Genomic DNA, 18,252 nt, shown 5'->3' on the forward strand with positions numbered 1-18,252 from the left:
CAAACACATTATAGTCGGTTACAAAGATGACGACCTAAAAAAAAAAAGGAACAAAACGACTCCCAAAAATCCAAATAAAAAAATTTGAAATGCATCCATATTTTCTGTGGCTAGCGTACTATTGTGTTTGGTGTTTTTTAAAAAAAAGCAACAAAATGGCACTATTTATTTTGTCATTTTGTTGCTTCTATACAAGTGGCCGCGACAGGGTTCGAACCTGCAACCCTCAGAGTCGAAATCTGATATTCTATCCAGTTGAACTACGCAGCCATTAACTTATTAATTTTTATTTTAAGAATTCTCTTCTACTTCCTGTTTTAAAATATTTTTCACGAAGAACGGCTTCTCTTGTTTTAAATGTCTCAAAATAAACCAATTCCCATGGCTTATACCATTTTGTTGATTTTGTCTTACCCGAATTGCGTTCTTTAATTTGTATAATTAGATCACTTGTCTCACCTTTATAAAGTCTGCCATCAATTTCGCTCTATAAAATATATACAAAATATTAAATTTTTTGTCGAAATCTGATATTCCCTTCCGGCAGGAAGATGTCCAGTTGAACTACGCAGCCTAAAAATTGCCGCTTTCGGATTAACGATTGTTGATCTTAGATTTAAAATTGTTGAACCAATTATCCAAATTCAGCAATCACTATATTGTATTTTAAACCAATAGCTTTTTAACTAATGAGGAGATGGTTTTCCCTTCGGCTGTTCCGCCCAGTTTTGCTGCCGCTAATCCCATCACTTTTCCCATTGATGCTATACCAGTTGCCCCAGTCTCAGCAATGATTTTTGCAATCACAGCTTCTACTTCTGCTTCGCTTAATTGCGCTGGCAAGAATTTTTCAATAACTGCAATTTGTGCCAATTCCGGCTCAGCTAAATCCATACGATTTTGCTCTGTAAAAATTTTAGCACTGTCTTTGCGGGTTTTTACCAGTTTTTGCAGCAATTTGATTTCGTCTGCCGCAGAGATTTCCTCTTTTGAACCTGAAGCTGTCTGAGCTAAAAGAATTTCAGCTTTTATCGCTCTTAATGATTCTAAAGCTACTGTATCTTTAGCTCTCATGGCGACTTTGATTTCATCCATGATTTGTATTGATAAACTCATTTTTGTTTCTATTTGATTAAGCAATGTTGCTTCGTTTAATTATTTGCGCCTTATGAAAAGGATTCTTTTTGCACCTGATGGTAGTAAAAAGCCTTTTATGAGAAAGTGTATTTTTTCTTGAACTTAAAAAGCAACCGAAGGAAGCTCTTTTAAGGACTTTGAAAAAAGCATTTTCGAGAAAAAGCTTGAAACGACAGCAGGATTTAGGCCCGAAAAATAAAATCCTCGCTTTGCCTGCGCGAAGATAAAACAAATAACCCGAAAATTAAATTCAATTTTCGGGTTATATCATTTTGGTTTGTATTACTTAATCTACGTTGTCATGTAAAAAAGAGTTATTAGAACGCAACTGTAAATCATTGTTACTATCTGTACCAACGGAAATTCTCGAATTTGTATTATTTGACTGTGTATTTGATATGTCTATTCCTAATCTTTTATAGGCAGGCTCTCTTTCATACTCATCAATTTTAGAAACATTATTATGAAACTTATAATTGAATTCTTTTAGTTTCTTTCTTCTCTCATCAGCTCTAAGCTTCAAAGTTTCTTCAATTGTCATTTCCATAGGAGAGATTTCCTCGACTCTTGAAGATGCCTCTTTTGCTGTATCAACTTGTTTCATCGTGATGTTTAGCTCGGCAGGAACAACCTCTTGAGCTACTTTTACAACTGGTTTAGAGCTTCTAAAGTCATCTTCTGCCTCCATATACTCTTCAAGAGAGTACTTGATAATACCTTTGTCTGCCACTTCAGTCACGGGAACAAACTCAACAGATTGATTCACCTTGATATCTCGTGCCCCGTTAGTCAAATCAGCGAATACTTTATTCTCTTCTGCTTTTTGTACCGGTTCTGGTTTGTGTATTGGCAAATCAAAAGAAAAAGTAGTTTGTTCTTGTCTTTCTGTCGCTTTAGGCTGTTGAACTTCTTTTACTTCTGCAACTTTTGGAGTAGTAAAGGTAAAATCAACATCCTTGACGGGAGAAACGATTTCGAAAGAAACGTCTAAGTTCTTAATAAACTCGGACATTGCCATCAACTCTTCATTTCCTGCAACAGGAACCACTACTTCTGGAATCACACTGTCTTCCACTAAATCAAAAACAACTCTTTCTACTGAATCTGAACCTGTTTTCTCCGCGTTCAAATCGAATGCCGTTACTGTATTTTGCGATAGATTGTGTACACTTCTTTGCTCATCCTCTAAGGTATGAATTATTTTTTTCGGTTCTGTATTTACAATTCCATTTTGTTGTTCTATATCAAATCCAGTCGCAATAATAGTTACCGCGATAGCGTCACCCAATGTTTCGTCTTCACCAACACCCATAATGATATTGGCATTGTGACCTGCTTCATTTTGAATATGGTCATTAATTTCTCCTATCTCATCTAAAGTGATTTCATTAGAACCTGAAACGATGAGCAACAATACGTTTTTAGCACCAGTGATTTTATTATCATTTAGCAAAGGAGAGTCTAGAGCAGACACAATTGCCTCCTTAGCTCTGTTTTCCCCTTCGGAAACAGCCGATCCCATTATAGCAGTTCCACTATTAGACAAAACTGTCTTAGCATCCCTTAAATCGATATTCTGAGTATAGTGGTGTGTTATTACTTCTGCAATTCCTCTAGACGCAGTAGCCAAAACTTCATCTGCCTTTGAAAACCCAGCTTTGAAACCAAGATTTCCATATACTTCTCTTAACTTATTGTTGTTTATAACAATTAGGGAATCTACCTGTTTGCGTAGTTTTTCGATTCCTATTTTAGCCTGCTCTTGACGAACTTTACCTTCAAATAAGAATGGTAGCGTTACAATACCCACAGTAAGAATTTCTCTTTCCTTAGCTAATTGTGCAATTACTGGCGCCGCACCTGTACCGGTGCCCCCACCCATTCCTGCAGTGATAAAAACCATCTTAGTGTTGCGATCTAACATCTTTTCGATTTCAGCGATACTTTCTATAGCTGATTGTTGACCCACGTCAGGATTTGCTCCTGCACCAAGCCCTTCAGTTAAGTTCACACCAAGCTGAATTTTGTTAGGAACTGAACTACTTTGTAATGCCTGTGAATCCGTATTACAAACAATAAAATCCACTCCTTTAATTCCTTGTTTAAACATGTGGTTTATAGCGTTACTTCCGCCTCCACCTACACCAATTACTTTGATTACATTTGATTGGTTTTTTGGTAAATCAAATGAAATACTTCCAAATTCTGAGTTGCTCATCATTTTATTTGGTTTTTGATATTAATTATTAATTGTTGTATTTTAATTTTCTTTTTGGCCTAAGCCCTATTCTGCGTTATCTAAAAAGTCTTTAATTTTATCAACATAGCGATCAAAAAATGTCTTTTTTATCTTGTCTCCAGTAGATTCTTCCTTGTTTGATTTAACTCTTGCATTCACCTCTTGCTCCTCTTCCTCTCTTCTATCATAACTCTCTACAGCAGGGGCGCTATGTACAGCTACTTTTGGCTGAGCTACTTCATCCATTCTAACTGCACTTTGTTTTTGATTATCGATGCCATTCATTACTAACCCTACTGCTGTGGCATATAATGGACTAGAGAATTCTTCATCAGAGTCACCAGCTAAATGCTCGTTTGGATATCCTATTCTGGTATCCATTCCAGTGATATACTCGACTAACTGCTTAATATGTTTTAACTGCGCGCCACCACCTGTAAGCACAATTCCTGCAATTAATTTCTTGCGAGGATCTTCATGTCCGTAGGCTTTGATTTCTGTAAAAACCTGCTCTACGATTTCAACCACTCTTGCATGAATTATTTTTGACAAGTTTTTCAAAGAAATTTCTTTTGGCTCTCTTCCTCTCAGTCCCGGAATAGAAACGATTTCATTATCTCTATTTTCACCAGGCCAAGCTGAACCAAATTTCACTTTTAATAATTCCGCTTGTTTTTCAATAATAGAACAACCTTCTTTTATATCATCCGAAATAACATTTCCTCCAAAAGGAATTACTGCGGTGTGGCGAATAATTCCATCTTTAAAAATAGCTAAATCTGTAGTTCCTCCACCAATATCAATTAAGGCAACTCCAGCTTCTTTCTCTTCTTGACTCAATACAGCATCAGAGGATGCCAATGGTTCTAATGTTAGTCCTGACAATTCAATTCCTGAGCTTTGGATGCATCGCCCCACATTACGTATGGATGACGCCTGTCCCACCACAACGTGAAAACTAGACTCTAATCTGCCACCATACATTCCTATAGGCTCTTTGATTTCAGATTGGCCATCAATTTTAAATTCCTGAGGTAACACATGAATGATCTCTTCGCCTGGCAACATGGCCAATTTATTCACTTGATCTATTAGAAGCTGAATGTCATCTCCTCCTATTACTTCTTGGGGATTACTTCTACTTATGTAGTCCGTATGCTGAATACTTCTTATATGCTGACCTGCAATTCCTACTACAACATCCTTAATTTTATAACCTGAATTATTCTCAGCTTCCTGAATTGCTTGTTGGATTGACTGTATGGTTTGCGTAATATTATTTACCACTCCCCTGGCAACACCTAAACTTTTAGATTTACCAACTCCCAAAATCTCCAACTTACCATATTCATTTTTCTTGCCTATCATGGCAACAATTTTTGTTGTCCCAATATCTAGACCCACTGCAACGTTCTCTTTTTCCATTATCTATTTATTTAGTGCAAACTACTTGTTTTGTAAATCTGAGGTCTATTTTTTTATACTTGTATAACGAACTATCTAAAACTGCTTTTTGAAAAAAGGCTTTATAATCTTTGAATTTTTGCTCCATATCCGCGATATTTCCAAAATCAATTTGATAATCATAATTCCTATTGCGCATTTTTAATCTTCCATTGGGCATAATCTCAATAGCAATAATGTTTTTTTTCAAAAAATCATCATCATAAATTAGACAAAATAGCTGCGCATATTCTTGGCTATTTCTTCTACTAATCCTCCCTGAAACAAGCGGAACTCTAGCGGTAAAATTATTTGACAAAGGCATTATACCTCCCTCGTAATCAACATAAAAAGAGCCGTCACTATCCAAAACCCGCGCCACTGGTGTCTTTTGTTTTACCACTGCTTTTAGAACGCCGTCAATACTCACAAATACATCTGATTTTTCAATCATCTCATTTGAATTCAATATTCTCTCAAGCTTATTCAAATCTAATTTATCTTTTCCAATGGTTGATGCATTCTCTTCATTTTCTATTAACAATTTATTAACCGTTTCTCTTTTTACAAAAAGAGCATTATCCCCAATAAAAATAATAACAGATTTACTTATTTTTCTGTTTTCATTTCGGGTTGAGGTAAATGAAAAAAGGAAAATTACAACGCCCATCATGAGAACTAATCTCGTATTTGTCCAGTTAAATATTTTCATTTAGTATTTTTTTTATCGACCCTACTAATTCTCCAATATCACCTGCTCCTATCGTCACTATTATCTGAGCATCACTTTCCAGAATAGCTTCTATCACATTCTCTTTTAATACCAACTTCTTCTTTTTATTATCTATTTTACCCAATAACCATTCTGATGTTATTCCTTCCATTGGTAATTCACGAGCGGGATAAATATCCATCAATAACAACTCGTCAAATTGAGCTAAACTTTTCGCAAAGGCATCCGCAAAGTCTTTTGTTCTAGTGAACAAATGAGGCTGAAAAACTGCTAGCACTTTTTTATCAGGATACAATTCCCTTACTGCTTGATGCACTGCATTAATTTCCGTTGGATGATGTGCATAATCGTCTATATACACTAAATCTTCGGTTTTTATCTGATATGAAAATCGTCTTCTTATCCCTTTAAATGAAGCTAAGGCTATCGCAATTGCATCGGTTGGGGTGCCGAAATTTATTGCCATTGCGATAGCCATTAAAGCATTCATCAAATTATGTTTTCCGGGCAGTCCAAAACGGAAATCTTTTAAAATTCCATTTGGGGTTTTTACATCAAAAATGTAACTCCCGTTATCGATTCTAACATTTACCGCACTGTAAACAGCATCCTCATTTAGCGCTACTGTAACACCTTCTAACGGTAGTTCCTTAGTTATGAATAATCTGTTTTTGTCTTCCACCTTATTCGCAAATTCCACAAACGACTCTTCAATCGCATCACTCGTCCCATAAATATCTAAATGGTCTGCATCCATTGATGTGATGCAAGCAATATTTGGATGTAAATGCAAAAAAGAACGGTCAAATTCATCTGCCTCCACTACCGTAACTGTTTTCCCATCACCTACTAAATTCGAGTTATAATTTTCTACTATCCCTCCTATAAAAGCGGTGACATCTGCTCCGCTTTCATACAAAATATGTCCTAAAATGCTAGACGTTGTTGTTTTCCCATGCGTTCCCGCAACCGCAAAACAGAACGTATCTTTTGTTATTATTCCTAGTACCTCAGCTCTTTTCTTAATATGATATTCCCGCTCTTTAAAATATTTCCATTCTGAATGTGTCGCAGGAACAGCAGGCGTTATAATGACCAAGGTGTTTTCGATGAAAAAATCTTTGGGAATCAAATCAATACTATCGTCAAAATGAATTGCAATACCACTATCTATCAGCTCTTTTGTCAAAGCTGTAGGAGTCTTATCATAACCAGCAACCTCTTTTCCGATATTTTTAAAATACCGAGCCAAAGCACTCATCCCGATGCCACCGATACCGATGAAATAGACATTATGTATTTGGTTTAAGTTCATATCGATTGATTCTGTATTTATTTGTTTCTAATTAATTTCACAATTTCGTCAGCAATTTTTTGCGTCGCTTCCGGCATTGCCAAGCGCTTGATATTTTCACTTAACTGACTTTGCTTTCCTTTATCTTTTAATAATGCTTCAAAAACCAGGCTAAACTCTGTTTCAAGCTCGGATTCTTTCATTAGAAGTGCTCCTTTTTTATCGACAATAGCTTTTGCATTTTTAGTTTGATGATCCTCAGCTACATTAGGGCTGGGAATAAAAATCACAGGCTTTCCCACAATAGCTAATTCCGATACTGATGACGCTCCAGCTCTGGAGATAATAATATCCGAGGCGGCATACACAAGATCCATTCTTTCGATAAAAGCGATTACCTGAACAGCATTAGAATTGTACTTTTTATAATCCTCAAAATATAACTTCCCGCATTGCCATATTATCTGAACATTTTGGTTTTGAATATTTTCCAATTCTTTTTCAATCAACTGATTTATTCTTCTTGCCCCAAGACTTCCGCCAAGAACCAACAACGTTTTTTTATTGCCATTTAAATTAAAATAATCAATTGCCGCTTCTCTTTTATCTTCAATCTCAATTAAATCTTTTCGGACCGGGTTCCCAGTTACAACCATTTTTTCTTTCGAAAAAAAGCGTTCTAAATTTTCATATGCTACACAGATTATATCGGCCTTTTTACTTAATAATTTATTCGTAATCCCAGGATAGGAATTCTGTTCTTGAATTACCGTAGGAAAACCCATCATGCTGGCCATCTTCAATAAAGGTCCGCTGGCAAAACCACCTGTTCCAATAACTACATCCGGATTAAACTCTCTAATTATTTTTTTTGCTTTCCATAAACTATCTCCCAATTTTAATGGGAATATCAAATTTTGTAATGTTATTTTCCTTTGCAAACCAGCAATCCACAATCCTTTAATTTGAAAACCGGCTTGCGGTACTTTTTGCATTTCCATTTTATCTTTCGAACCTACAAAAAGAAATTCAGCATCAGGAAAACGTAATTTCAATTCATTTGCGATAGCAATGGCTGGATAAATATGTCCACCTGTACCTCCACCACTTAATATGAATTTATATTGCCTCATCTTATTGAATTTTTTCGTTTTTAAAATTAAGTTCTATCGTAAAAAGCTTATTTGTTCAAAACTGCATTCATCGGATTTCCCGCTTTATCTACAATTGAGTAATCCTCTTCAATCTCTCTTTCTGCATCCAGTTCAGCGTCAATTAGCTTCTGAAGCGCTTCCTCACGTTTAGCGGCGGTCTTAAGCTCTTCCTCAATTTCTTCGTCTTTTTTAGTCACACTTATAATAATCCCCAGAGCAAAACAAGTCATCCAAATTGAACTACCTCCACTACTGATCAGCGGTAATGTCTGACCCGTTACCGGCAATAATTCTACTGCCACAGCCATATTCACCATAGCCTGAAATATCATCGGGAAACCGAGTCCCACGACGACTAACTTTCCAAAGAGCGTATTGGCCTTGTGTGAAGCAATAACGAATCGAAACAACAACAATAAATATAAAATAAGAACACCAAAACCACCAATTAGGCCGTATTCTTCTACTATAATAGCATATATAAAATCCGAGGAAGATTGTGGCAAAAAATTCTTCTGAACACTTTTTCCAGGACCCAGCCCATAAATTTTACCAGATGCAATAGCAATTTTAGCCTTCTCAATTTGGTAATCATCTTCATCCGGTTTATCCGTGCTGAAATTTTCGATTCTGCTTTCCCATGTTGATACTCTACTAAAAAATCGGGAATCAGGAAAAGCTTTAGCTACAAGAACAAAAAAAGCAAGAAATAGAATTCCGGATCCGACAATAGCTCCAATATATTTCAATGGATATTTCCCGATAAACACCAACATGAGTATCATTGCAAATATTAATGCTGTAGTGGAAAAATTAGCCGGTAAAATTAGAATCAAAGTAATGAACACAGGCAACCAAAGCTCCCAAAGCGAGGATTTAAAAGTTATTGCCACTTCTCTGGTTTTAGACAAGTATCTGGCTACAAATATGAATAACACTACAGATGCCAATGTCGACGTCTGGAATGACATTCCTATAAAAGGAACCTGAATCCATCTACTAGCATTTGCTCCAGCAATGACTGTTCCTTTGACTAATGTATACAATAACAAGATCCATACAACCGGCAAAGCTACCTTAGATATTGCTCTAAAATAATGATACGGCACCCTATGCACGCCATAAATAATGAGAAAGCCGATACAGATATGGACCAAATGTTTCACCAAATAACCCAAAGTATTTCCGGTTCCATGTCCTAAATAAGCCAAATTACTACTAGCACTAAAAACAGGCATAAATGAAAACAAGGCTAATAAAGCCACGAATGACCATATTACTTTATCTCCTTTTAAATTGCTTATTAGTTGTTTCATTTGTATTATTTAATTATTAAAAAAGGTGCTGACTCTCATTTATAGATTGTGAACCGCTTGTTTAAATTGATTTCCTCTATCCTCATAGTTTTCAAACAAATCAAAACTGGCACATGCAGGTGATAATAAAACAGCATCCCCTTTCTCCGTTAATCGTTGCGCCATTCTAACGGCATCATCCATATTAGTAACTTCAACCATTATATCTACCACATTCCCAAAAACGTCAATTATTTTTTTATTATCAACTCCAAGACACACGATAGCTTTCACTTTTTCACGCACTAACGACATCAACTCATTGTAGTCATTCCCCTTATCCACCCCTCCTACAATCCATACTGTTGGCATATTCATACTGTCAAGTGCAAAAAAGGTAGCGTTTACGTTAGTGGCTTTTGAATCATTGATGTATTGTACATTTTGAATCTTCAATACTTTCTCAAGACGGTGCTCCACTCCTTGAAAATTAGATAAACTTTCACGGATTGTTGCTTTTCGTATTTGCATTAATTTTGCCACAGAGGTTGCTGCCATTGCATTTTTCATATTATGTTTTCCTTCTAATGCAATAGATTCTGTTTCCATTAAAAATTCATCTTGATTGATAATTACTTCCATTTTGTTGTTTTGTATAAATGCTCCTTCGTTGAAAGTTTTTGTCAATGAAAAAGGGATTAATTTAGCGTTCGTTTTATTGTTTTTTAGCCATTCTGTAATGGCTTCGTCATCTGCATCATATATGAGGTAATCATCCTCGGTTTGATTCATTGTAATCCTAAATTTTGCATTGATATAATTTTGATAATTATATTCATATCGATCCAAATGATCAGGACTAATATTAGTAATAATGGCAATATGCGGTTTGTAATCCACGATTCCATCCAACTGGAAACTACTCAATTCAAGTATGTAAGAATCGTATTTATCTTCAGCAACTTGCCAGGCAAAACTCTTTCCAATGTTCCCTCCCAATCCTATATTCAATCCCGCCGATTTAAGCAAGTGATAAGTCAACATGGTTGTAGTGGTCTTTCCGTTACTTCCTGTCACACCTATTGTAAGTGCTTTTGTGAAAGGAGCCGCAAATTCTATTTCTGAAATCACAGGAACTCCTTTTTCAACTAATTTTTTATTATGGGAGCTTTATCAGGAATTCCGGGACTTTTCATGACTACATCTGCATCTAGAATTAAATCCTCTGTATGCCTTTCCTCTTCCCAATCAATACCATTATCTGTAAGAACTTCTTTGTAATTTTTTTTTATTTTTCCAAAATCAGATACAAAAACATCATATCCTTTTTTCTTACCTAAAATGGCAGTACCTACTCCACTTTCTCCTCCTCCTAAAACTACTAATCTCATGTTATCTTAATTTTAGAGTAATAATCGATAGTATCGCTAACATGATGGCCACAATCCAAAATCGAGTTACAATTTTACTCTCGTGATAGCCCTTCTTTTGATAGTGATGATGCAAAGGCGCCATCAGAAAAACTCTTTTACCTTCGCCAAAGCGTTTTTTCGTATATTTAAAATAACTAACCTGTATGACGACCGATAGATTTTCGACTAAAAAAACACCGCACAATAACGGAATCAATAATTCTTTACGAACTGCAATAGCAAGCACAGCAATAATCCCTCCAATGGTCAAGCTTCCAGTATCGCCCATAAAAACAGATGCCGGATAGGAATTGTACCATAGAAATCCAATTAATGACCCAACAAATGCAGCTATAAACACCGTCATTTCCCCTGAATTAGGGATATACATGATATTTAAATAATTAGAGAAAATAATATTTCCAGATACGAAAGTAAAGATCCCCAGCGCTAAAACTGATATCGCCGAGGTACCTGCCGCGAGTCCATCTATTCCGTCTGTTAAATTCGCTCCGTTTGAAACTGCAGTAATGATAAAAATAACGACCGGGATAAAAATTACCCAAGCCCATTTTTCATATCCTTCACCTGTCCATGCCAATAACTCAGCGTAATCGAATTCATTATTTTTAAAAAAAGGAATTGTAGTGGCTGTTGATTTTTCTTCCACTGGACTCTCCGTTATTACGTTCTCTGTGGCGACTCTGAAAACATCTCCTTTTCCAGTATCTGTGCGCACTGTTACTGCCGGACTAAAATAAAGCACAGCTCCAACAATCAGACCTAACCCCACTTGCCCGAATACTTTAAAAATCCCTTTTAGTCCTTGCTTATCTTTTTTAAATATTTTGATATAGTCATCTATAAACCCAATTGTCCCCATCCACAAAGTGGTCACGATCAAAAGCACTACATAAATATTTTGCAACTTTGCAAACAACACAACAGGTACCAACGTAGCAAATATGATAATTAAACCTCCCATGGTTGGCGTTCCCGCTTTCTCATTTTGGCCTGCTAATCCAAGTTCGCGCACTGTTTCTCCCACTTGCTGATTTTGCAAAAAACGAATGATTCTTTTTCCATAAATCGTAGACAACAACAACGAAAGTATAAAGGCTAATGCCGATCTAAATGTTATATATTGGAAAACTCCCGTTCCCGAAACATTCAATGTCTTATCTAAGTATTCAAATAAATAATACAGCATATTTTTACTATTTATGAAGTTGTTCTAATATTTCTTTTACTATTTTCATGTCATCAAAATCATGACGCACTCCATTGATCTCTTGGTAGGTTTCATGCCCTTTTCCTGCAATCAAAATAATATCATTTGGCTGAGCCAATTGACACGCTGTTTTTATAGCTTGTTTTCTATCCGTTATCGCGAGTACTTTTTTATAATTCTCTGCTGCAACTCCCACTTCCATATCCTTAATAATCGTATCAGGATTCTCATTTCTTGGATTGTCAGAAGTAAGAATGACTTTGTCGCTCAATTCAGAGGCGATGCTCGACATAATTGGGCGCTTCGTTTTATCCCTGTTACCACCACAACCCACAACAGTAATCAACTGCTCGTTTTTAGTCCTAATATCATTGGTTGTTTTCAAGACATTTTCCAGTGCATCAGGGGTATGAGCATAATCGACTATAGCCGTGATATTTGTTGTAGAAACAATATATTGGAATCTTCCCGAAACACTTTCCAATTCAGACAACAACCGAAGTGTTTCTAAGCTATCCATTCCTAATTCAACTGCAGTTCCATATATTGCCAAAACATTATACGCATTGAAAGTTCCAATTAGTTTTACCCAAACTTCATTTCCTTCAATCTTCAATAACAAACCTGCCAATTGATTTTCGAGAATCTGCGCTTTATAGTCAGCATATGATTTTAAGGCATAGGTCCGCTTATTAGCTACTGTATTTTGTAACATCACAGTACCGTTTTTATCATCACTATTAGTCAGTACAAAAGCATCTTTAGGAAGGTTGTCGAAAAAAGATTTCTTAACATTTCTATATTCGGCAAAAGTGGGATGATAATCCAAATGATCATGAGACAAATTAGTAAAAACTCCACCTACGAAATGCAATGCTTCTGTTCTTTTTTGATGAATCCCATGAGAACTCACTTCCATAAAACAATAGTCAACCCCTGCATCTCTCATCTCCGCCAAATAATGATTAATGGTGATGGAATCAGGCGTCGTATGTGTAGCTTTGTATTCGATGTCGTCAACTAAAATTTTCACCGTAGATATCAATCCTACTTTAAAACCCGCTTTTTTGAATAGTTGATACAATAAAGAAGCTATGGTAGTCTTCCCATTTGTTCCAGTAATACCAATCAGTTTTAATTTTTCAGATGGATGTCCAAAATAATTAGCGGCCATGAAAGCCAATGCTTTATTTGTGTCGTTTACTTGGATGTAAGTGATTTCTTTTTCCAGATTTTCAGGGAAGGTATCACAAACAATAACTACGGCTCCCAATTCGATTGCTTTTTGAATGTAATCGTGTCCGTCTGAAACGGAACCACGAATAGCTACAAAAACGTCTTTTTTTTCTATTTTTCTAGAATCAAATTCGATTTTGCCCACAGCAATTTCCGTCGAACCCTGTACGGCTTCGATTACAACTTTATGTAATATGTCTTTTAGTATAATCACAATAATTCTAATGTTATAGTTGTGTTTTTTATTATATCTTGACCCGCCTGAAGCGATTGTGTCTTCACCTTTCCTATGCCAACTGCTTTTACTTTTACACCTAAATTTTCCAATAAAGCAATTGCATCCATTCCTGGCATTCCTCTGACATTAGGGATTGACTGCTGTGGCTTTTGCAGTTTGGCGAAGTAATTATTATAGTTTTTTTCCTGCTTAGGGACTTTTCTATTTATATTTTTTATTTCGTTTGTCGAAGGAACATCTGTAAAAATCTTTTGTGCAATTCTTTTAAAAACTGGGCCAGCCACATCTGCTCCGTAATAATTGTTATTTACCGTACTAGGTTTATGCACCACCACTATACAAGAATACTTAGGATTATCCGCAGGAAAATAACCTACAAACGAAGAAGCATAATATTGTCCTGCCCCACCATCTTTAGCATAATTAACTTGTGCCGTACCTGTTTTCCCCGCCATTGAGAAATCCTTTGAGTAGAGTTTTGATCCTGTGCCTCTTTTTACCACATTTTTTAAAACTGCTTTTAATTTCAACAGTGTTTCGGTCGAGCATATCTTTGGGTTAATAACTTCTTTTTCCATTTTTACAATGGTTTTATTCCACTCTTTAATTTCTGATACAAATTGTGGTTTTACCATTACACCGTTATTGGCAACAGCATTATAAAACGCCAAAGTCTGCATTGGCGTTACTGAGACGCCATATCCAAAAGCCATCCAAGGAAGCGAAATATTAGACCAGCTTTTATCACTTGGTTGCGGAATAAAAGGCCTTCCTTCGCCTTCAAAATCCATATTCAGCTTCTTATTCAATCCATAAGAATTTACATGGTTGACAAATTTTGAAGGATTGTTTTTATAATTCTCATAAACTGCCTGAACCATAACCGTATTCGAGGATAACTCAAATCCTCTAGCCAATGATATTTTTCCATAGCCGCCTTTGTGCGAATCCCTTACTGCTTTTCCTGAGTATCGGATCTCCCCTCCATTCGTATCGTAAACCGTACTTGTATCAGCCACTTTGTCTTCTAGTATCGCCATCAAATCAACTAATTTAAAAGTTGATCCCGGTTCGTGGGATTCAGCAACAGCATAATTTGTTGTTTCATAATAGGAGCCATCATTGGCTCTGCCCAAATTAGCAATCGCCCGAACCTTTCCAGTTTCAGTTTCCATTACGACGACACAACCATGATCTGCTTCATACTCTTGTAATTGTTTTAACAAAGCATGATGTGCAATATCTTGTATATAAACATCTATAGTTGATATTACATCATAGCCGTCTTGTGGATCCACTTCATTAACATCACGAATAGGTTTCCACTGCCCTTTTGCTATTTTTTGTTTCAGAATCTTACCGTCTTTCCCGTTCAAATATTCTCGGTATGCCCATTCGATTCCTTTTCCATCATAAGTGCCGGACGGAGTTTTTCTTTCATAACCGATGGTACGTTCAGCGATTTTACCTATCGGATGCTCCCTAACCGTTTTTTGTTCGACAATAATACCGCCCTTGTAAGCGCCTAATTTAAATAAGGGAAAACCTTTAATTTTTATGTAATCTGTGTAGCTTAAATTCCGAGCAATTAAGTAGTATCGATTGTTAGTTGCTCTTGCTCTTCTCAATTCATTTTGATAAAAACTACTTGATTTGCCCAAAACAACTGCCAGCGAATCAGATAACGATTGGACATTGTTTTCAAATGCTTCTCTTTTAGGCGTTACAGCATCAAAACGTATTTCATAATTAGGAATTGAAGTAGCCAGTAGGCTCCCGTCAGAAGAATATATATTTCCTTTATTTGCGGGGATAACGAAGTTCTTTACTGTTCTTTCCTTTGCTAATTTCCTATAATAATCTCCCTCAACCCACTGAATATTAGTTAATTTAATGGCGATAGCAATCGCTGCCAAAAAGATAGCAAAAGCAACCAGATAAATTCTGTACGATATGTGTTTATCTTCTACTGCCATATTTTTTTAAGAAAAGTTTTCTCTTCTTCTTTTTTTACTTTTATCTTAATTGGAGGAACAGTCGAGGGAAAAATTTGTTTCTCCACCATTTTTTCAGAAACAGTCGATTCCATTTTAAGCTTCATCAATTGAGAGCGTCTGTCAACAAATTCTGAACGTAATTCTTTTACTTCAGTTGTTAATTTAGCAATTGCGAAAACTTTCTGTTCAAAACGTTGCGTGTTGGCAATCATGACAATAGCCAAAAGAATAAGAAAAACAATAAAACGCCAATTTTTTATCGCGTCATCGTCAATAAGAAATCTCGCTTTTAATATGTTATACACACCGTTTTTCATCCTACCTTATTTCTTTTCAGCTATTCTTAATTTTGCACTTCGAGCTCTATTATTTAACTTAATTTCTTCTTTGTCTGGAACTATTAGCTTTCCAATGGTCTTAAATGGAACAGAGAAATTACCAAAAAAGTCACGCTCAGGCTCCCCTTCAAACATTCCATTTTTCATAAATCGTTTCGCTAACCTGTCCTCTAACGAATGATATGAAATCACACTCAATCGTCCTCCCGGCTTTAACACTTCTAATGACTGCTCTAAAAATTCTCTTAAAACATCCATTTCTTGATTTACTTCAATTCGGATGGCTTGATAAATTTGAGCTAGTATTTTATTCCTTACTCGGTCTGGTAAATGTTTTGCCAACACCTCCTTTAATTCATCAGTAGTCTTAATGAGGTGTATTTCTCTAGCCTCCACAATAGTTCTTGCTAAGACAGGAGCATTTTTTAACTCTCCATAATCTAAGAATACTCGTTTTAAATTTGCCTCGTCATATTCATTAACAATTTTATAAGCATTTAGGTCGTTTTTTTGACTCATCCTCATATCTAATTCAGCATCAAAGCGAGTCGAAAACCCTCTTTCAGGCACATCAAATTGATGAGAAGACACTCCCAAATCAGCTAAAATTCCATCTACACTTTTCAATCCGTAAAAACGCAAGAAACGCTTGATAAATCTAAAGTTTTCGTTGATCAGTGTAAATCGCTCATCTGCCAAAACATTTGCCAAAGCATCTTCGTCCTGATCGAAAGCAAACAGCTTCCCGTCTGGCCCTAACCTACTTAATATTTCTTTTGAATGTCCACCTCCCCCGAAGGTTACATCTACATACACGCCATCAGGCTTAATATTTAAACCATCTACTGATGCTTGAAGCAAAACTGGATTATGATATTCCATTGTCGTTGTCATTTATATTTCCCATTACCTCTTCTGCTAAATCTGCAAAATCTACGTCTTCTCCGCTTATCGATCTTTCGTATAGATCTTTATCCCATATCTCCACTATATTAACAGCGGAAGAAAAGACCACCTCCTTAGTGATACTGCCAAAAGCTACCAAATCTTTAGGTATCAGTAATCTTCCCAAAGAATCAATATCCACTATTTTTACACCAGCCGTGAATCTTCGGATAAAATCATTATTCTTCTTTACAAACCGATTCAATTTGTTAATTTTGGCCATCATCACTTCCCATTCTTCCATAGGATACAACTCCAAACAAGGTTGAAAAACAGAACGCTTCAAAACAAAACTGCCTTGAAAAGAAAGAGTCAATTGCTTTTTCAAGGGCGCCGGCAACAGCACCCTTCCTTTAGCATCGACCTTACATTCATATGTGCCAACAATTGTATTCAAAAAAATAGTTTTAAAATGATATAGAGCAAAAATATGAAAAATATTACCACTATCTACCACTATCTACCACTTTGTTAATAAGTTTCATCCCATTCGAGCAGAACCCCTTAGTTTTCAGACAGTCAGACTGTCAGACTGTTAGCGACTTTACACGTTCCTGATGAGAATGTTAAAACTATCAAAATTTAGAGCCCTATATCTTCGAATTTTTAACGTCGATCCCTTTTTATTTCTCATATAAAGTGCCGTTAAAAGGTATCATTTGACACAATATTAAAGTCCTCAAATAGAAATGCGCTAAAAACGCATCAATATGCTCAAAAATCGTTTTCAAAAATTCTTTTTAATTTATTAAATCCTATATTTGTGAAAATTGAAAATCCGTATTTAAAAAAATGGAAAAAAACTATAAGAAGGAAGGTAAATACAGTTATTATGAAGCTGGAGAAGGAACGCCACTTGTAATCTTACATGGGCTGATGGGAGGTTTAAGTAATTTTGATGCTGTAGCCAGTTATTTTTCTGACAAAGGATACAAAATTGTTATCCCGGATTTACCTATCTATTCACAAAATATTTTAAAAACAAACGTAAAGAGTTTTGCTAAATACGTTAAAGACTTTATCACTTTTAAAGGATTTGACAGAGTTATTCTTTTAGGGAACTCACTGGGAGGCCATATCGCTTTATACCATACCAAATTGTACCCTGAAAAAGTTGCAGGACTTGTAATAACCGGAAGTTCCGGATTATATGAAAGTGCAATGGGTGATAGTTACCCAAAACGAGGTGATTACGAATACATCAAGAAAAAAGCAGAAGACGTATTCTACGATCCTGCAGTTGCGACACCAGAATTGATTGACGAAGTATACGCTTCCATCAATGACAGAAGGAAACTAATCAAAACATTGACTATTGCTAAAAGTGCTATTCGTCACAACATGGCAAAAGATCTTCCAAAGATGCATGTTCGAACTTGCATTATCTGGGGAAAAAATGACAAAGTCACACCTCCCGATGTCGCTGAAGAATTTAATCAATTATTACCCAACTCCACTTTATATTGGATTGACAAATGTGGTCATGCAGCAATGATGGAACAACCTGAAGAGTTCAATCGTTTGCTTGAAGAATGGCTAACTAAATCCAACCTATAAGAA

The 18,252-nt window shown here is 35.9% G+C and carries 15 protein-coding genes, 1 tRNA gene and 1 pseudogene; 1 reads left to right on the forward strand and 16 read right to left on the reverse strand.

The features are described 5' to 3' along the window. Positions 1 to 196: 196 nt before the first annotated feature. The 16 genes and pseudogenes from A3SG_RS0108945 to A3SG_RS0109015 all read right to left on the reverse strand — a co-directional run bounded on the left by A3SG_RS0108945 (position 197) and on the right by A3SG_RS0109015 (position 17,089). Positions 197 to 270 (reverse strand) — tRNA-Arg (locus A3SG_RS0108945). A 16-nt stretch (positions 271 to 286) separates the two neighbouring features. Next, positions 287 to 481 (reverse strand): GIY-YIG nuclease family protein, encoded by a 195-nt coding sequence (locus A3SG_RS21205; protein ID WP_255347698.1) that lies wholly within the window; start codon positions 479 to 481, stop codon positions 287 to 289. A gap of 185 nt (positions 482 to 666) precedes the next feature. Continuing rightward, positions 667 to 1,116 carry a GatB/YqeY domain-containing protein gene (locus tag A3SG_RS0108950; RefSeq protein WP_029596701.1) on the reverse strand — a complete coding sequence of 150 codons (450 nt, stop codon included), beginning with the start codon at positions 1,114 to 1,116 and terminating at the stop codon, positions 667 to 669. 307 nt (positions 1,117 to 1,423) lie between these two features. Next, the gene (gene ftsZ, locus A3SG_RS0108955) at positions 1,424 to 3,358 is read right to left on the reverse strand and encodes a cell division protein FtsZ (RefSeq protein WP_029596702.1); all 1,935 of its coding nucleotides are present in this window, start codon (positions 3,356 to 3,358) and stop codon (positions 1,424 to 1,426) included. A 63-nt stretch (positions 3,359 to 3,421) separates the two neighbouring features. After that, positions 3,422 to 4,801: a cell division protein FtsA gene (gene ftsA / locus A3SG_RS0108960; protein WP_016989689.1), complete on the reverse strand. Its 1,380-nt coding sequence runs from the start codon at positions 4,799 to 4,801 to the stop codon at positions 3,422 to 3,424. 7 nt (positions 4,802 to 4,808) lie between these two features. Then, positions 4,809 to 5,531: a cell division protein FtsQ/DivIB gene (locus A3SG_RS0108965; protein WP_016989690.1), complete on the reverse strand. Its 723-nt coding sequence runs from the start codon at positions 5,529 to 5,531 to the stop codon at positions 4,809 to 4,811. Next, complete coding sequence (murC, locus tag A3SG_RS0108970; RefSeq protein WP_016989691.1) at positions 5,518 to 6,867, reverse strand: UDP-N-acetylmuramate--L-alanine ligase; 1,350 nt, start codon at positions 6,865 to 6,867, stop codon at positions 5,518 to 5,520. Before murC ends, A3SG_RS0108965 begins: the two co-directional genes overlap by 14 nt. Positions 6,868 to 6,884: 17 nt before the next feature. Beyond that, positions 6,885 to 7,979, reverse strand: coding sequence for an undecaprenyldiphospho-muramoylpentapeptide beta-N-acetylglucosaminyltransferase (gene murG / locus A3SG_RS0108975; protein WP_016989692.1), 1,095 nt, complete (start codon positions 7,977 to 7,979; stop codon positions 6,885 to 6,887). A 47-nt stretch (positions 7,980 to 8,026) separates the two neighbouring features. Then, positions 8,027 to 9,316, reverse strand: coding sequence for an FtsW/RodA/SpoVE family cell cycle protein (locus A3SG_RS0108980; RefSeq protein ID WP_016989693.1), 1,290 nt, complete (start codon positions 9,314 to 9,316; stop codon positions 8,027 to 8,029). Between the two features lie 39 nt (positions 9,317 to 9,355). Continuing rightward, positions 9,356 to 10,686 (reverse strand): annotated as a pseudogene (gene murD, locus A3SG_RS19490) (UDP-N-acetylmuramoyl-L-alanine--D-glutamate ligase). Position 10,687: 1 nt separating this feature from the next. Continuing rightward, positions 10,688 to 11,917 (reverse strand): phospho-N-acetylmuramoyl-pentapeptide-transferase, encoded by a 1,230-nt coding sequence (gene mraY / locus A3SG_RS0108990; protein WP_016989694.1) that lies wholly within the window; start codon positions 11,915 to 11,917, stop codon positions 10,688 to 10,690. A 7-nt stretch (positions 11,918 to 11,924) separates the two neighbouring features. Continuing rightward, positions 11,925 to 13,388, reverse strand: a complete 1,464-nt coding sequence (locus A3SG_RS0108995; protein ID WP_016989695.1) for a UDP-N-acetylmuramoyl-L-alanyl-D-glutamate--2,6-diaminopimelate ligase — start codon at positions 13,386 to 13,388, stop codon at positions 11,925 to 11,927. Then, complete coding sequence (locus A3SG_RS0109000; RefSeq protein WP_016989696.1) at positions 13,385 to 15,388, reverse strand: penicillin-binding protein; 2,004 nt, start codon at positions 15,386 to 15,388, stop codon at positions 13,385 to 13,387. Before A3SG_RS0109000 ends, A3SG_RS0108995 begins: the two co-directional genes overlap by 4 nt. Further along, positions 15,379 to 15,726, reverse strand: coding sequence for an FtsL-like putative cell division protein (locus A3SG_RS0109005; RefSeq protein ID WP_016989697.1), 348 nt, complete (start codon positions 15,724 to 15,726; stop codon positions 15,379 to 15,381). Before A3SG_RS0109005 ends, A3SG_RS0109000 begins: the two co-directional genes overlap by 10 nt. Positions 15,727 to 15,732: 6 nt before the next feature. Next, positions 15,733 to 16,641: a 16S rRNA (cytosine(1402)-N(4))-methyltransferase RsmH gene (gene rsmH / locus A3SG_RS0109010; protein ID WP_016989698.1), complete on the reverse strand. Its 909-nt coding sequence runs from the start codon at positions 16,639 to 16,641 to the stop codon at positions 15,733 to 15,735. After that, positions 16,616 to 17,089, reverse strand: coding sequence for a division/cell wall cluster transcriptional repressor MraZ (locus tag A3SG_RS0109015; protein WP_016989699.1), 474 nt, complete (start codon positions 17,087 to 17,089; stop codon positions 16,616 to 16,618). Before A3SG_RS0109015 ends, rsmH begins: the two co-directional genes overlap by 26 nt. A gap of 395 nt (positions 17,090 to 17,484) precedes the next feature. On the opposite strand from A3SG_RS0109015, the gene A3SG_RS0109020 reads away from it, so the two are divergent. Beyond that, positions 17,485 to 18,249, forward strand: coding sequence for an alpha/beta fold hydrolase (locus A3SG_RS0109020; RefSeq protein WP_016989700.1), 765 nt, complete (start codon positions 17,485 to 17,487; stop codon positions 18,247 to 18,249). Positions 18,250 to 18,252: the final 3 nt, after the last annotated feature.

The organism is Flavobacterium sp. ACAM 123, assembly GCF_000264055.1.
GTDB lineage: Bacteria > Bacteroidota > Bacteroidia > Flavobacteriales > Flavobacteriaceae > Flavobacterium.

Bases quoted from the DNA above. Each gene is read 5' to 3' on its own strand.
- A3SG_RS0108980 (WP_016989693.1), bottom strand. From the start codon at position 9,316: ATGAAACAACTAATAAGCAATTTAAAAGGAGATAAAGTAATATGGTCA.
- A3SG_RS0108965 (WP_016989690.1), bottom strand. From the start codon at position 5,531: ATGAAAATATTTAACTGGACAAATACGAGATTAGTTCTCATGATGGGC.
- ftsZ (WP_029596702.1), bottom strand. From the start codon at position 3,358: ATGATGAGCAACTCAGAATTTGGAAGTATTTCATTTGATTTACCAAAA.
- murG (WP_016989692.1), bottom strand. From the start codon at position 7,979: ATGAGGCAATATAAATTCATATTAAGTGGTGGAGGTACAGGTGGACAT.
- mraY (WP_016989694.1), bottom strand. From the start codon at position 11,917: ATGCTGTATTATTTATTTGAATACTTAGATAAGACATTGAATGTTTCG.
- murC (WP_016989691.1), bottom strand. From the start codon at position 6,867: ATGAACTTAAACCAAATACATAATGTCTATTTCATCGGTATCGGTGGC.
- A3SG_RS0108950 (WP_029596701.1), bottom strand. From the start codon at position 1,116: ATGAGTTTATCAATACAAATCATGGATGAAATCAAAGTCGCCATGAGA.
- rsmH (WP_016989698.1), bottom strand. From the start codon at position 16,641: ATGACAACGACAATGGAATATCATAATCCAGTTTTGCTTCAAGCATCA.
- A3SG_RS0109000 (WP_016989696.1), bottom strand. From the start codon at position 15,388: ATGGCAGTAGAAGATAAACACATATCGTACAGAATTTATCTGGTTGCT.
- A3SG_RS0109005 (WP_016989697.1), bottom strand. From the start codon at position 15,726: ATGAAAAACGGTGTGTATAACATATTAAAAGCGAGATTTCTTATTGAC.
- A3SG_RS0109020 (WP_016989700.1), top strand. From the start codon at position 17,485: ATGGAAAAAAACTATAAGAAGGAAGGTAAATACAGTTATTATGAAGCT.
- ftsA (WP_016989689.1), bottom strand. From the start codon at position 4,801: ATGGAAAAAGAGAACGTTGCAGTGGGTCTAGATATTGGGACAACAAAA.